14 protein-coding genes are annotated in these 14,912 nt (G+C 38.9%); 3 read left to right on the forward strand and 11 right to left on the reverse strand.

Annotated features, from left to right (window positions below; all coding sequences use genetic code 11):
- The first annotated feature begins 25 nt into the window (after positions 1-25).
- The 3 genes from ACULLH_RS14045 to ACULLH_RS14055 all read left to right on the forward strand — a co-directional run bounded on the left by ACULLH_RS14045 (position 26) and on the right by ACULLH_RS14055 (position 3,557).
- A complete protein-coding gene (locus ACULLH_RS14045; RefSeq protein WP_454089386.1) occupies positions 26-1,051 on the forward strand; it encodes an NAD-dependent epimerase in 1,026 nt (341 codons plus the stop codon).
- Positions 1,052-1,269: 218 nt separating this feature from the next.
- The gene (locus tag ACULLH_RS14050; protein WP_454089387.1) at positions 1,270-2,601 is read left to right on the forward strand and encodes a UDP-glucose dehydrogenase family protein; all 1,332 of its coding nucleotides are present in this window, start codon (positions 1,270-1,272) and stop codon (positions 2,599-2,601) included.
- Between the two features lie 167 nt (positions 2,602-2,768).
- Positions 2,769-3,557 carry a hypothetical protein gene (locus ACULLH_RS14055; RefSeq protein ID WP_454089388.1) on the forward strand — a complete coding sequence of 263 codons (789 nt, stop codon included), beginning with the start codon at positions 2,769-2,771 and terminating at the stop codon, positions 3,555-3,557.
- Positions 3,558-3,582: 25 nt separating this feature from the next.
- Here ACULLH_RS14055 and ACULLH_RS14060 read toward each other — a convergent pair whose 3' ends face one another.
- The 11 genes from ACULLH_RS14060 to ACULLH_RS14110 form a co-directional block, all read right to left on the reverse strand.
- Positions 3,583-4,818, reverse strand: a complete 1,236-nt coding sequence (locus ACULLH_RS14060; RefSeq protein WP_454089389.1) for a GNAT family N-acetyltransferase — start codon at positions 4,816-4,818, stop codon at positions 3,583-3,585.
- Between the two features lie 110 nt (positions 4,819-4,928).
- Entirely contained in the window at positions 4,929-6,128 is a 1,200-nt protein-coding gene (locus ACULLH_RS14065; RefSeq protein WP_454089390.1) for a glycosyltransferase family 4 protein, read from the reverse strand.
- Entirely contained in the window at positions 6,116-7,249 is a 1,134-nt protein-coding gene (wecB, locus tag ACULLH_RS14070) for a non-hydrolyzing UDP-N-acetylglucosamine 2-epimerase (RefSeq protein WP_454089391.1), read from the reverse strand. The genes ACULLH_RS14065 and wecB (ACULLH_RS14070) overlap by 13 nt, the downstream gene beginning before the upstream one ends.
- A gap of 16 nt (positions 7,250-7,265) precedes the next feature.
- Positions 7,266-8,411, reverse strand: coding sequence for a polysaccharide biosynthesis C-terminal domain-containing protein (locus ACULLH_RS14075; protein ID WP_454089392.1), 1,146 nt, complete (start codon positions 8,409-8,411; stop codon positions 7,266-7,268).
- Between the two features lie 5 nt (positions 8,412-8,416).
- Complete coding sequence (locus ACULLH_RS14080; RefSeq protein WP_454089393.1) at positions 8,417-8,845, reverse strand: WxcM-like domain-containing protein; 429 nt, start codon at positions 8,843-8,845, stop codon at positions 8,417-8,419.
- Complete coding sequence (locus ACULLH_RS14085; protein WP_454089394.1) at positions 8,845-9,849, reverse strand: polysaccharide biosynthesis protein; 1,005 nt, start codon at positions 9,847-9,849, stop codon at positions 8,845-8,847. The genes ACULLH_RS14080 and ACULLH_RS14085 overlap by 1 nt, the downstream gene beginning before the upstream one ends.
- A 12-nt stretch (positions 9,850-9,861) precedes the next feature.
- Positions 9,862-10,509: a CatB-related O-acetyltransferase gene (locus tag ACULLH_RS14090; RefSeq protein WP_454089395.1), complete on the reverse strand. Its 648-nt coding sequence runs from the start codon at positions 10,507-10,509 to the stop codon at positions 9,862-9,864.
- Between the two features lie 5 nt (positions 10,510-10,514).
- Entirely contained in the window at positions 10,515-11,588 is a 1,074-nt protein-coding gene (locus ACULLH_RS14095) for a glycosyltransferase (protein ID WP_454089396.1), read from the reverse strand.
- A gap of 21 nt (positions 11,589-11,609) precedes the next feature.
- Positions 11,610-12,803, reverse strand: a complete 1,194-nt coding sequence (wecC, locus tag ACULLH_RS14100) for a UDP-N-acetyl-D-mannosamine dehydrogenase (RefSeq protein ID WP_454089630.1) — start codon at positions 12,801-12,803, stop codon at positions 11,610-11,612.
- A gap of 20 nt (positions 12,804-12,823) precedes the next feature.
- Entirely contained in the window at positions 12,824-13,945 is a 1,122-nt protein-coding gene (gene wecB / locus ACULLH_RS14105; RefSeq protein ID WP_454089397.1) for a non-hydrolyzing UDP-N-acetylglucosamine 2-epimerase, read from the reverse strand.
- Positions 13,946-14,827 (reverse strand): glycosyltransferase family 2 protein, encoded by an 882-nt coding sequence (locus ACULLH_RS14110; protein ID WP_454089398.1) that lies wholly within the window; start codon positions 14,825-14,827, stop codon positions 13,946-13,948.
- Between the last annotated feature and the right edge of the window lie 85 nt (positions 14,828-14,912).

Genomic DNA, 14,912 nt, shown 5'->3' on the forward strand with positions numbered 1-14,912 from the left:
CAATCCATAGTATTATCCTAAAAAAATGAAAATATTAATTACCGGTGCAGCTGGTTTTATAGGCTTTCATCTGAGCAAAAGACTTCTGGAAAACGGACACGAGGTTGTCGGATTGGATAATATCAACGACTACTATGACGTCAACCTAAAATATGGCAGACTTAAAGCACTGGGGATAGATAAAGATAAGGCCTCAATTTTTCATCAATCCGTAAAAGCCAACAATGCTTCACACTTTAAATTCATAAGGATGGATTTGGAAGATCGGAAGCAGTTGCCAAGGCTTTTTAAGGAAGAGAAATTTGAAGTGGTTTGCAATCTTGCTGCCCAGGCGGGTGTTCGGTACAGTTTGGAGAATCCTGAGAGCTATGTGGACAGCAATATTGTTGGATTTTTAAACTTATTGGAGGCTTGTCGAGCCTATAAGATAAAACACCTGGTCTATGCCAGTAGTTCGAGTGTTTATGGCATGAACAAGGAAATACCCTTTAAAGTATCCCATTCCGTGGACCATCCCATAAGTATATATGCGGCTTCCAAAAAAAGCAACGAACTAATGGCCTACACCTATAGCCATTTATATGGATTTAGAACTACAGGGCTGCGCTTCTTCACAGTATATGGGCCTTGGGGGCGACCTGATATGGCCATGTTCCTTTTCACTAAAGCCATGTTGGAAGACAAACCAATCAATGTTTTTAATAACGGTGATCTACAGCGGGATTTTACCTATATAGATGATATCATTGAAGGGGTGTCAAGAATTACTCAAGACAATTTCACTGATTCCTATAATCGTAAGGAACTTTATCATTTGTACAATATTGGAAATAGCAAATCCATTAAACTCCTCGATTTCATAGATGAAATTGAGAATAATTTGTATATGGCCGCTCGCAAGAATATGCTTCCCATGCAACCTGGGGATGTCTCTAGGACATGGGCCGATGTCACAGACCTGGAAAGAGATTATGATTATCGCCCAAATACTACCATCAAATCGGGTGTCAAACAATTTATTGATTGGTATAAAGCATACTATAATCTGTAAATAAACATTTATCGATACAGATGTTGTTTGAAGCTTTGTAAGAGTATAAAAAGCAACTTCAAAGTATTCCTTCAACAGGTATTTTCATAGCTACAAGTACATTTCATCCATTTTATAAATAGTTCATCTATATCGCAACCCAGATTAATTACTTTGTTGCATCTTTGCCAAGAATTTAACGTAATAAAATAGCTAGTAGCGAATAAGCAAATACAAATATGAAAATTACAATTGTAGGTACTGGGTATGTAGGTTTGGTGACCGGAACATGTTTTGCTGAAATGGGAAATACAGTGACATGTGTGGACATTGATGAGCAAAAAATTGAAAATCTTAAAAATGGTATTATTCCCATCTACGAACCTGGACTTGAAGCCATGGTAAAACGCAATGTGGCAAATAAAACCTTGCATTTCCATACCGAACTAAAACAATGCCTTAACGATTGTGATATGGCTTTTATAGCGGTTGGAACACCTATGGGCGAAGATGGTTCGGCAGACTTACAATATGTGTTGCAGGTTGCAAGGGAAATTGGGCAGCATATGTCTTCTCCATTGATTGTAGTGGATAAATCCACGGTTCCGGTTGGGACTGCGGACAAGGTAAAAGCCACCATTGAAGCCGAGTTAAAAAAACGAGGTGAAAACATTGAGTTTCATGTTGTATCCAACCCTGAATTTTTGAAAGAAGGTGATGCCTTGGGTGATTTTATGAAGCCGGACCGCGTTGTTGTTGGTACCGAGCATAAAGAAACCGCAGAAGCAATGCGTCGATTATATGCCCCATTTTTCAGAAGCAGTATGGATCGAATGCTGGTTATGGACGTTAGGTCTGCAGAAATGACCAAATATGTGGCCAATGCCATGTTAGCAACCAAAATTTCATTCATGAATGAGGTAGCCAATATTTGTGAACGTGTTGGCGCGGATGTTAATAAGGTAAGAATAGGTATTGGGTCCGACAGCCGAATTGGATACAGTTTTATCTACCCTGGTAGTGGATATGGGGGGTCTTGTTTTCCAAAAGATGTAAAAGCTCTAAAAAAGACTGCGGAGCAAGAAGGCTACAATGCGCAGTTACTCAATGCAGTTGAAGACGTTAACGACCGTCAAAAATTTGTGATTGCGGACAAGGTCATTGCACATTATGGTAACGACCTTTCTGATAAAACTTTTGCCATTTGGGGTCTTTCCTTTAAACCGGGGACAGATGACATGAGGGAAGCACCATCAATTTATATTATCAAAAAATTGACCTCGTTAGGGGCCAAGATTCAAGCCTATGACCCTAAAGCGGTTCACGAGGCGGAAACCTTCTATTTAAAGGACATTAAAAACATCACCTACGCCAAAAGCAAATATGAGGCTCTCGACAATGCAGATGCGCTCTTATTATTGACAGAATGGAAAGAATTCCGTTCACCGGATTTTATGGAAATCAACAATGCTCTGACGCAACCGGTAATTTTTGATGGACGAAATCAATTCGATGATGAAAGGTTGCAGCAGCTAGGGTTCACTTATTATCAAATTGGGAAAACTAGTTAAATCACAACATAATTGGTAATACATAACGCATCAATCACCTGACACGCTCATGGGGTTGGCTATTTTAAATTATTACCTCCTATCTATGTTTCCTACCAATGGTCGTTTTTTGTTCATCTATTTGAAAACAATTTCCCTACTTTGAGGTTCCAATCAAAATTTGGCACATGCTTAGACAAATCAACAAGCTTATCGTTCAATCACCTTTGCACAAAACGGCCTTAAAGCTCAATGCACAAAAAATTTATAGAAACTGGTCTAAAGAGAACACAAAAATTCTTGACCACAAAACCATCTACAGTATTTCTCCCTATAAAACAGGGACCACATTTTTGGCAAGTTGTTTTGACTATGATATTGCCCGACACGAACCTATACATCATGCTTCAGTAAAAAAAATGGGCGAGGATTTTGATGGATACTTTATCCGTAGACTTAATTCTTTGAACCTTAAAATAGAAGCTTCGGGATTTTGGTCGGCCTATATAGATGAATTGGCAAATCATCCTATTGGAAAGGACCTAACATACATTTGTGTATTGCGAAAACCATGTTCATGGGCTACTTCAGTGGTCAACCATTGGTATCAAGTAAAAAGATACGGACAGCATTACTTTTGGACCAACGAGCTTTTCTGGAAAAAAATAGTTGGTGTGGACCTTGCTAACTTTTTTGAGTATTCGGAAGAGGAAAAATTAGAAGTGGTTTCCAAACTGATAAAGTTCTATATGTCATTCACCGAAAAAACAGGTCAGCTTAAAAATGTGCACTATGTATGGATCAAAGATCTTCAGGATTTTGTTCCTACATTGGAACAACTCATAAGCGAAAAAGCAAGGCTAGAAAAATCTGAAAAAAACACAGGTTTGATGAAGCAATTTGTTTACGAAAACAAAGAAATAGATGAGGCATACGTGCAACTCATTGACTCATTGAAGGAAAAACAGCAGGGGTAGAACCAAGTAATATCCTGCTTATATTTTAAGCTGGGATTATTTCCAAGGTTTTATCCTTACCAACAACAAAGAAACTTCCCGTTTTTTCATTCTTGTAGACCTCGACATCCTTTATATGATCTCGGCTTTTATACAAAAAGTCGAACACCATCTTTTTGAGAAAACTATTGCGTGCATCCATTAGATCAATAATAGTATTTCCATTTTTATCAAAAGTGCTGGATTCGTGGTTTTCAAATTGAAATCGTGCTGGAGCCGCTTTTTTCGCTTTGCCAGGGCTTAGCTTGAATTTTATGTTATGATATAGGGAATGTACCTCCTTTTCGCGCAAAAACTGCTTTAATTTAAAGAATGAACCCAAACCAAAGGCCATAGCGGATGAAATAATTGATCTAGGGTTATAAAGTATGTGATATTCAAAAGAATATTTTAAGTCACTGATTCGTGCTTTTTCCCCATAATCTCCTTTTGAAGAATCAAATATTTCCATTTGATTTTCAATGCTCCACTCTATCATTTTGTTTGTCAGCAAAGTACCTAGTCCAAATTTGTAGTAATCCGTATCAAAAACTGGAATTGCTCCAGAAACAACTTTGTCCATACAAATACTGAGATACATCCCAATGGGGTTTCCACTTTCATAGGTTACCAGCAAAACGGCTTCTTTGTTCAGGACCATATGGTAAATCAATTCCTTCAGATAATCCCATTTATCCAAAATATGGTAATCGGTCTGCTTATCGGTAAAGCGCTTTACCAATAACTCATGGAATTTTTCGATAATCAAATCATAGGATTCCTTGGTAATGTCACCATAATAGGCTTTATGTTCAATATCAAAACTGCCTTCGAGCCCCTTGGTACGTCTGCGCAAAACATTTCTACCGGAAGAATTGTATTTATCACTTAAAAAGTCGTCTATATTGGAATACTTGTCCAAATAGGTCAAATAGCCGTTGTATTGCCTGGCTCTTACTGCTTTTAACCGCTTTACTCCCTTTATTTCGGGCACCTTGTAATACGTTGGAATATCCCTTATCAAGAAAATGTTATGCGAACTTTTAACCTTATCCTTATCGACCGTATAATAGAAGCCCTTGGTGAGGTTTCTCCCAATGTTTATGTACAACGGAAATCGTTTGCTCTTGTAAAAATTTACGCCTTCTATGTAATCGAATCGCTGCGCTTTTGTGCTAGGGTCCATGAAATGTCTAAGCCAAATCTCAGCGAACTTGTTGGTGTTGTATGGGTTGTTGGTCATAGTTGAAAGATACAAACGTTATAAAAATATAAACATAAGACGCGAAGCATGTTACTTCATTTTTAAATCATATTTCTAAGTAGTAGCGCAGGAAAAGGGGGAAGCGAAATTTAAACCTGACTACTTGCTATCTTATATGCATGGTTTGGTGTGAGATTGTTTATCCAATAATCAAAGCCATTCTGTCCCATTTCCTCACACAACTTTTTATCCTTGTATAGCTTCAACAAATTCTTCTTTAAGGCATCGGTATCACCAGCTTCAGACCAATAACCACAGTTTATTTCCTCTTGAAACTTTCCAAAATCCGTATTCACATCAACGGAGGCCAATACCGGTTTTTTAAATTGATAATAGGCCAATACCTTGGATGGGTAATTAGGGATGGTAAAATCCTCATGTAGGGATATCAATCCAATATCGGCCACGCTAAGTAATGCATTGTACTCATTTCTAGGTAGATGCTCTTTAAGGATTACATTATCGAGCTTTAAATCGGTAATCAGCTTTGCAATTTTTTTTTGTTGGGTTCCCTTTCCCACCAAATAAAACACCAAATCATCCATATCTTGGCAATTCTTGGCCAGATCTATTATGTTTTCCAATTTCTGCGGAAGCCCCATATTACCTCCAAATATCGCAACGGTCTTCCCTCCCAACCCAAATTGCTCTTTGGTTGCCTCATGATCCACTCCATCCAGTTCCTTAACAGCAGCCCAGTTTGGGAGCAAATGCAACTTCTCTGGATCTAAATAGGAATTATGTTTTTTGACATATTCAACATTTGCAGGGGACATGCAACCAATAAAGTCGGATGTTTTATAAAGTTTGATTTCTTTCTTTCTGAAATAGGAATGGATAAATCCGTTGGGTTTCATCATCTTTAAATCCACTGCATTTTGAGGAAAGATATCCCTTAGAATCAAATAGAGTTTCCCCTTGGTCTTCTTTTTTAGCCAAAATGCCACATCGATTAAGGTAATTGGCGGTGTGGGCATAAAAATTAAATCGAAGTCCAACTTGATCTTATGTCTTTTAAGAGCCCTTTTGTACAACAGGGGCAATAACATATTGGAAAGACCTTTTATTAATTTATTGTCTCCATAAAGTTCTAGTGAAGGAACCCGAAGGATCGTCATACCTCCTTCAACACTTATTGCTGAACGCTTTATGGTATTGTCGGCTGCAATAACAAAAACCTCATGACCATCATTATGGTATTCCAACATAAGATTAGAGTAAAGAAACCTCCGAACTTCCACATTTGGAAAACCCAAGGCAACAAAAATGACCTTTTTTACTGCTGCCATACAACTCGGTTTACATAGTCCACATAGGAAATGATAATCCGTACTACCTTTTCGCTTACGTTGGGCATGGAATAATCAGAAACCTCCCTAAAGTTTCTTTCCGGGCTTCTTTTTTGGACCTCCAGAGCCTTCAACCCTTGCAGGATACGTTCTGGATTTAGGCCTACCATCATTACCGATGCTTCTTCCATTGCTTCAGGACGCTCATGTGCCTCGCGGATATTCAATGCTCTGAAATTCAATATAGATGACTCTTCAGAAATGGTTCCGCTATCCGACAGCACGGCAAAAGAATTTATCTGGAGTGCGTTATAATCCGAAAAACCAAGTGGTTTTAAAAACTGTATATTTTTATGTGCCTTAACCTGTTTGGAATCCAACATATTCCTAGTTCTAGGATGGGTGGACACAATAACTGGAAAGTCATAGGTTTCCGCAATTTGATTTAAGGATTCGATCAGTCCTTCAAAATTTTTGGGGTTATTAATGTTTTCCTCCCTATGCGAAGACACTACAAAATACTTTTCCTTTTCCAGTCCCAAATCTTTCAAAACCGAAGATGCCTCAATTTTCGTCTTAAACTGGTGCAGTACTTCATACATAGGGCTACCGGTCTTAATCACCCTATCCGGGGATAAGCCTTCACGCAGAAGGTATTCCCTAGCAATATCACTATAAGTAAGGTTGATATCGGCTACGTGGTCAACAATTTTTCTATTTGTTTCTTCGGGCACCCTTTGGTCAAAACATCTATTCCCAGCTTCCATATGGAATACTGGTATTTTTCTTTTTTTAGCAGGAATGGCACAAAGACAGGAATTGGTATCCCCTAAAACTAAAAATGCATCAGGATTTATTTCTTCCAGAAGAGGGTCAATGGCAATCAGAATTTTTCCGACGGTCTCTGAGGCATTTTTGCCAGCAGCGTTCAGGAAATGATCTGGTTTTCGGATACCAAAATCCTCAAAAAATATCTCGTTTAACTCGTAGTCATAGTTCTGACCTGTGTGAACCAAGGTATGGTCAATAGCTTCATTGGCATCAAGGGCATTTAGCACACATGCCAAACGGATTATTTCCGGTCTTGTTCCAACTACGGTTAGTACTTTAAGCTTTTTCAATGGTCTGTATTTAGGTTTATTTTTCTACGTCTTCAAAATAGGTGTCAGCATCCTCTGGATTGTAGGGTTCGTTAATCCAAAACAATGTAATCAACTCGTCATCACCAACATTGGTAATGTTATGTGTGTACCAGATGGGCATATCCACATACGCTGGTTCCGTCCCATCCAAATCATAATTTATAACCTTATCCGTCCCTATTTTCCTCAATTGAATTCTGGCCTTTCCGCTAATTACCGCAAACCGCTCCGCTTTTCTTGTATGGAAATGGTTACCACGGGTTATGCCAGGAACCGTGGTGGAAAAGGAGAACTGTCCAGAGGTCTGGGTTCTTGCAATTTCCACAAAACTACCCCTAGGGTCCGTATGTTTGGTGTATTTAACAGGATAATGTGATTCAGGAATATAGCACCTAAATGTGTTGAACAAAGACTTCTCAAAATGATCTCCCAAATTGGGAAAAACACCATTTTGCACATAATCCGATTTGAATTTATTCAAGAGTTCAAGTATTCTTGAGACTTTGACAAAGTGGTTAGGCTCAATGTTTACCTCAAAACTGTTGGAACCCAACTTGGTGGTCTGTTGTTCACCAAGAATGACATCAATAAAAATCTTCACCAAGTCATTGATATAAATGAGACCTACCTCCCCATCGTTGATAATTGTCGGTTCCTCTTCATGGGCCACTTTATGGCAAAAGGTTGCCACCACAGAATTGTAATTGGGTTTCCCAAAAGGGCCAAATACATTGGGGATGGTCAGCGAGGTGGATTTTCCGCCAGATTTAGCTGCCCAGGTCATTAACTTTTCCTTTCCTTCCTTTTTTGATTTTCCATAGAGGTTGTCCCTTGTTTCCTGGGATGAGGAAGAAAATATAATATGTGGTGTGGATGCTGTGGTTTCATTGGCCGCAATCAAATCTTCCACCAATTTCAAATTGGTTTGATAGATAACATTTTGATCTTCATGACGGTTCATCGCTGCTAAATGAACCACCGTATCACAATTGGATACAAATTGGCGAAGCGCTTCATTATCCTCAAAAAAAGAACGCTTAAAGGGAACCAACTCTATATCTTCCCTTAAACTTAGCGTGGTATATAAATGGTTGCCCACAAAACCTGCCTGGCCCGTTATTCCAATTCTTTGTTTTTTCATGTTATTTACCATAAAGCGGACCATTTTTCCAATGGAAACCGATAATCATCAGCTCCTGACTCCCTTAATCCAAAATTGGAGAACACTTGTAGTCTGGAATTATTGGAAGCTGCCTTAATTCCGGTAGCGTAACCCCCAGGTACTTCCAAGATTTGTGGTGATTCGGCGTTCAGTTCAATTCGCATGGGAATCAGTTGATCCGATGGATTTTTAATGTTATCTATTTCTACCAAGTTTATTATGAAAGAGCCTGCCATACAGTGGAACCATTTTTTTTCATGTTCATGGGCCTGCCAAGCTCTAATTATTTCCTGATTTTTGGGAGCAATTTCATAAAACCTTACTATTTCCGACATATCGAAGGCGTTAATAAAACGTAACTTCCCCCGTTCGTCCTCAAATATCTCTCCTTGAATCAAGTCATAATCCGCCATTACAGATTTTCTTTGATGAAATCGAGGCCCAGAAGCGTTTTTTCTAGCTCTTCACCATTCAAAAGCTTGGTGTTATGCGAGTGGTAATCTTCAATAGCACTAGTGTCTGTTTCCCCCACGGAGAAATATCGACTATAGTTAAGATCCCTATTGTCTGCTGGAATACGGTAAAAATCCCCCATATCAACAGCTTTTTGCATTTCTTCACGTGTACAAAGTGTTTCATACAGCTTTTCCCCGTGTCTGGTACCTATAACCTTTATGTCATTGTCAGCTTTAAAAAGACTTCTTACGGCTTCAGCCAAATCTCCGATAGTACTGGACGGTGCCTTGTTCACAAAAAGGTCTCCTTGATTTCCATGTTCAAAAGCAAACAATACCAAGTCTACCGCATCTTCCAGGGACATTAGAAATCTGGTCATATTCGGATCCGTAACCGTTAAGGGATTTCCCTCCTTGATTTGGTTCACAAATAGTGGGATGACGGAGCCCCTTGAAGCCATTACATTCCCATAACGGGTCAAACAGACGGTTGTGGAACCTTCCGGAATGTTCCTTGAGGCTGCTACAGCTACTTTTTCCATAAGGGCTTTGCTTATTCCCATGGCGTTAATGGGATAGGCTGCCTTGTCCGTGCTCAAGCAAATTATCTTTCCAACATTGTTCGCCACAGCAGCGTCAATGGTATTTTGAGTGCCAAAAACATTGGTTTTCGCGGCCTCAATAGGGAAAAACTCGCAAGAAGGAACCTGTTTCAGTGCAGCGGCATGAAAAACGTAATCCACTCCATTCATGGCGTGGTGAATACTGTTGTAGTCCCGAACATCCCCAATGTAAAATTTAATCTTTGGATTTCTTAAACGGGTACGCATGTCGTCCTGCTTTTTCTCGTCACGGCTAAATATTCGAATTTCACCGATATCGGTTTGCAAGAAGCGATCCAGAACTGCATTTCCGAAGGATCCAGTACCTCCTGTGATTAGTAGTGTTTTGCCTTTAAACATTATTAAACTTTTTTATTTCTTTAAATCGAAGTGTTTAGCAATAACTTCTGGAGTTAAATCTTTTTCGTTGAAAAAATCTTTATGTTTTGATATATCCTCATCGGACATATCCCACCATTTAAGTTTCAATAAACTTTCAATAGTTTCTGGTTCAAATCTATATTTTATAACTTTTGCCGGTACTCCACCCACAATGGCATATGGGGGAACATCTTTGGTAACAATACTTCCAGCTGCAACAACTGCCCCATCACCGATGGTAACTCCGTCCATAATCTTAGCATCGCGTCCTATCCAAATGTCATTGCCAATTTCGATAGGCAAGTTCGTCTTAAACTCTATTGGGGTAATCCAATCATTCCGCATTCTATTTCTTTTATAAAAAATAGAGTTTGTGGATACATAATTTAGAGGATGTCTACCAAACCCAATTATCGAACCCTTTCCAATTGCTGTAAAATTACCTACGGTTGTTAACACAAGTTTACAATTAGAATTTATTCTTGAGTATCGCCCGACACTGGAATTGTTGAGTACAGCAAAACTCTTGATTTCAGAAGACTTTTGAAACTCACAGTTTCTTGTCCAGAATGCAGAATAAGATACAAGCGGATATGTTAGTTTTCGTCTTGAAAAAATTGATTTTAAATACGCTTTCATTCTGGTTATTTAGTGTTTTTTGTTGCAAATTGACAGGCATCTATAAATCCTTGGGCCATTATTTCAATGGTTCTTTGGTTATAGTAGAACGCTCTGGCCTTTTCACCCATTGTAATAAATCTATTAGGATCTTGGAAGATGTTTAATATAATGTCGGGAAGCTCATCGTATTCTTTAAACAAAATCCCATTCTTTTGATGCTCTATATTTAATCGTTCCCCTCCTGTGATAGCATTTTCATGGGTAATGAAGGGAACCCCATATCCAAAGCTTTTGAGCACGGATAAACCTGCCTGTCCCGGGGAAATACACCCAAGGGCCGAGGTAAAAAGTTCAGCTAATTTCTGTTCTTCAAATACCGGGCCGTGCATAATTATACTTTGCCCTAGTTCGTTAAAAGAAATCCACTTTTTGATTGCTTCAAATTCTCCCCCACCGCCAACAATGTGCAATTCCAGTGGTCGACCATCGAATCTATCAACAGCAATTTTGTATGCATTTAGAAGTTCAAAAATTTTCTTTTGCTTATAAAGTGACCCAATGAACAAGATTCTATTTCTTTCCACATTTTGGTTTCGATTGTCGAGAACCTCAACTGTATTTGGCATGACAAAAAGCTTTTCTTCAGAAACACCCTTCTTAGCGTATTTTTTCTTGGCATAATCTGAATAGAATAACATGGCATTGCTTTTTCTAGCCAGAAAATAGCGTACATGATTCATAATGGTTGGGTCATCAAAATTCGAATTGTAGGAAGCTCTAACCCCAATTCCCCAAAAAATCAGCTTTGTGTTTCTTCCTCCATTAAGAGCAAGTTTCAAAAAAGAAAGGTTAAACAAATAAAACATACAGACCGCAACGTCGTGTTGTTTTACCAAATTTGTAAACTCTTTATTGTAGTAGGTGAAGCTGCCCAATTTTTTAAAGTTGATGGTTCGTTCTTCAAAGTTCCCACCATTGTAATCAGATTTTTTCGCTGAATGTAAAACCGTTAGTTCAATATTCTCTTCCTTACCAATTCTGTCAAAAATTGGAATTCTATAACTCTGGAGCTTGTATGTTACAAAAAGGACTTTCATAATTGTTTAGCAACGATTTGCTCAAAATTCCATGATTCCACAAAAATCAATTATCCTTTTATCGCTATTCTTTGGAAGCTTTTTAAATTCATTATGGGCTACTAGATAAACAATAATATCAGCTTCATCAAATGCTTCTTTATAATTTGTAAGCTTAAATACATTATGGGTATCAATATTTGGCTCTACAATAAAATATTCCTCGTTATTTACATTTTGCAGCACTTTCTGAACGATATACTTCGCAGGAGATTCCCTCAAATCGTCAATATTGGGTTTGAACGCCAGTCCCATTAGAGCTACCTTAGGTTTATAGCCATGTTCCAATTCAAACTTCAATTTTTCCGTCTGGACTTTTTCTGCACACCAAAAGGATTTGTAATTGTTAATCTCCCTTGCCGTTCCAATGATTTTGGATTCCATAGGGTAATCCGAAACAATAAAGTATGGATCTACGGCAATGCAGTGTCCTCCGACACCACAACCAGGTTGAAGAATATTCACCCTAGGGTGTTTATTGGCCAACGCAATAAGTTCCCATACATTGATATCAGCTTTATCGCAAATCAAGGAAAGTTCATTGGCGAAGGCAATCTGTACATCGCGTGATGAATTTTCTACCAATTTACACATCTCTGCTGTTCTAGCGTTGGTATGATGTAACTGGCCTTTTACATATTCGCTATAAAATGCTACAGCCTGGTTTGTTGATTCTGCATCAATTCCGCCGATAACCCTATCGTTATGCACCAATTCATGCATTACATTACCCGGAAGTACACGTTCAGGACAATAAGCCATATAAATTTTGTCCTTCAATTCAGGTCTTTCCCCAAAAATCAGATCTTTCATCTTCTCAGTGGTCCCAATCGGTGATGTAGATTCTATAATATAAAGATCCCCTTCTTTTAACAGCGGTAAAATGGCCTTTGTAGCCGCTTCAACATAGGATATGTCCGGCTCATTTTTTTCTTTGAACGGTGTGGGTACCACAATAAGGTAAGCATCCCCTTCAGATGGTTGCAAGCTGGCTTTCAAATACCCACCTTTAACGGCTTCAGAAACTGCCCCCTCTAAATCTGGTTCTACAATATGAACCTTTCCTTGATTGATTGTATCCACAACTTTTGGATTCACATCAACTCCATTAACAAAGGTTTTTTTACCCGCTATTAGCGCTGCGGTGGGAAGGCCTATGTAGCCAAGCCCCATCATAGTTACTTTCTTTGGCGTCACTATTCTTGTTTTTTCATGAATTCTACAATGCGTTCACAAGCTTTGCCATCTCCATAGGGATTATGCAATCTGCTCATATTCTTATATTTTTCGGGATCGCTTAACAGCGCCGTGGTCTCATCAATGATTTTGGTCTTATCCGTTCCAACGAGAATCACAGTTCCGGCATCAACGGCTTCGGGCCTTTCAGTTGTATCTCTCATAACCAAAACAGGTTTGCCCAGACTTGGGGCTTCCTCCTGCACTCCACCGCTATCGGTTATTACCAAATAACTCTGATCCATCAACCAAACAAATTCCGGATAGGCCAATGGGTCTATAAGTTTGATGTTGTCCATATCGCCCAAAAGCTCGTAGACGGGTTTTTGCACCTTTGGATTCAGATGAACCGGGTACACAATTTCAACATCCTCGAATTTCTCAGCTATTTCTTTGAGGGCCTGGCAAATATTAATAAATCCTTGACCATGGTTCTCCCGTCTGTGGCCAGTGACCAGTATTAGCCTCTTATCTTTGGAAAGTATGGATTTCAAATCTTTTATTTCCGGTGTATCCAAAGATTGAACCCTATTAACACTCTCGTGCAAAGCATCAATAACGGTGTTTCCTGTTATTGTAATCGTGTTCTCTTGGACTCCTTCTTTTCTTAGATTTTGAAATGAAGTTTGTGTAGGTGCAAAATGAAAATCAGCCACATGTCCCGTTACTCTTCGATTGATTTCTTCAGGAAAAGGCGCCCATTTGTTAAAAGTCCTCAAACCTGCCTCTACGTGACAAACCCGAGCTCCAGAATAGAAACCCGCAATGCTGGATCCCATAGTTGTTGTGGTATCTCCATGGACATATACAAAGTCCGGTTTGTAGGATTCCAATACCTCTTGCAAATTGGTGATGATGGCAGCGGTAAGACCGTAAAGGTTCTGACCGGGCTTCATCAAGTTAAGGTCGTAATCCGGTGTGATTTCGAAAAAATCCAAAACTTGGTCCAACATTTCCCTATGCTGTGCCGTAACGCAGACTTTGGTCTCAAATTCTTTGGATTTTTGAAAAGCTTTGACCAGCGGTGCCATTTTTATAGCCTCAGGTCTAGTTCCGAATATGATAAGATTTTTTTTAACCATTTATAAGCTCTTTCTTCTTTTGTACAATAAGTGATAATATATTTTGGGGAACAATACTTTTATATAGCCAACCATTACAAAAAAAGGGTATCTAAGGGGGAAGTGCTTTCTCATATGGTGGGTTTGAGAAACAAAATCAAAACCAAGGGGATGGTACAACATTTTACGCCTTTCCTTCATTGGCAATTCAAAAAACTTGACGTATTTATCGCTATGATCATTTGTGCATTCTCCAACTATGCCTGGCATTACCAGCGCTGGAAGCTTCTTTTTACCAGCCTTTAGGGTGTAATCATAATCAGCCATACCATGCACATAACCCTCGGAAAGAATTCCGACAGCATCTACGACATTTTTAGAAACCCACATAATATTGGCGTTTCCCAGCTGACATGGAACCGGGTGATCTTTTGGCTGTATCCTGGACATTTTAGCCAAAAATCGGTTTTTGAAAACAGAACCTCCATAGGTAACTTTTTTGGTTTCGGCATCGACCGTTGTGCCTATATAAATTCCTCCTTTTTCAAAATTAGATTTGCAAAACTTATGAGTTTTTGCAACGGAATCAAACAAATTGGAGGAAACATTAGTATCATCATTCAACAAAAGATAAGCGTCATAATTCCCTTTGATTGCCTGACCCCAAGAATTTCTCATACCACCGGCCCAATACAGAGATCCATCACCTTGAAGAATATTTGCATCAGGGAAATTTGCCGCGACCGCGTCTGAGGTTCCATCAGAAGACCCATCATCTGTAAGGTAAATGGACATCTGCCAATTTTCAGGTGAATTTTTGAAGGCATTATCAAGAGCAGTTAGGGCTGCCACAGTTTTATCCTTCCTATTAAAACATGTTAGCAGTACGGCTAGCTTTTGCATAAACTGGGTTAATGGTCAGTAGTTAAATAATTCATGCTTTTAACGCCACAAAAATACAGTAAAGTATAAAAGAGGGGGTATATTT

Source organism: Flagellimonas sp. 2504JD4-2 (assembly GCF_053642935.1).

What these genes read in the sequence shown, in the direction of transcription:
- ACULLH_RS14095 (WP_454089396.1), bottom strand. Translation starts at nt 11,588, where the DNA reads ATGAAAGTCCTTTTTGTAACATACAAGCTCCAGAGTTATAGAATTCCA.
- wecB (WP_454089397.1), bottom strand. Translation starts at nt 13,945, where the DNA reads ATGGTTAAAAAAAATCTTATCATATTCGGAACTAGACCTGAGGCTATA.
- ACULLH_RS14045 (WP_454089386.1), top strand. Translation starts at nt 26, where the DNA reads ATGAAAATATTAATTACCGGTGCAGCTGGTTTTATAGGCTTTCATCTG.
- ACULLH_RS14085 (WP_454089394.1), bottom strand. Translation starts at nt 9,849, where the DNA reads ATGTTTAAAGGCAAAACACTACTAATCACAGGAGGTACTGGATCCTTC.
- ACULLH_RS14090 (WP_454089395.1), bottom strand. Translation starts at nt 10,509, where the DNA reads ATGAAAGCGTATTTAAAATCAATTTTTTCAAGACGAAAACTAACATAT.
- ACULLH_RS14075 (WP_454089392.1), bottom strand. Translation starts at nt 8,411, where the DNA reads ATGAAAAAACAAAGAATTGGAATAACGGGCCAGGCAGGTTTTGTGGGC.
- ACULLH_RS14110 (WP_454089398.1), bottom strand. Translation starts at nt 14,827, where the DNA reads ATGCAAAAGCTAGCCGTACTGCTAACATGTTTTAATAGGAAGGATAAA.
- ACULLH_RS14060 (WP_454089389.1), bottom strand. Translation starts at nt 4,818, where the DNA reads ATGACCAACAACCCATACAACACCAACAAGTTCGCTGAGATTTGGCTT.
- wecC (WP_454089630.1), bottom strand. Translation starts at nt 12,803, where the DNA reads ATGATGGGGCTTGGCTACATAGGCCTTCCCACCGCAGCGCTAATAGCG.
- ACULLH_RS14050 (WP_454089387.1), top strand. Translation starts at nt 1,270, where the DNA reads ATGAAAATTACAATTGTAGGTACTGGGTATGTAGGTTTGGTGACCGGA.
- ACULLH_RS14080 (WP_454089393.1), bottom strand. Translation starts at nt 8,845, where the DNA reads ATGGCGGATTATGACTTGATTCAAGGAGAGATATTTGAGGACGAACGG.
- ACULLH_RS14065 (WP_454089390.1), bottom strand. Translation starts at nt 6,128, where the DNA reads ATGGCAGCAGTAAAAAAGGTCATTTTTGTTGCCTTGGGTTTTCCAAAT.
- ACULLH_RS14055 (WP_454089388.1), top strand. Translation starts at nt 2,769, where the DNA reads ATGCTTAGACAAATCAACAAGCTTATCGTTCAATCACCTTTGCACAAA.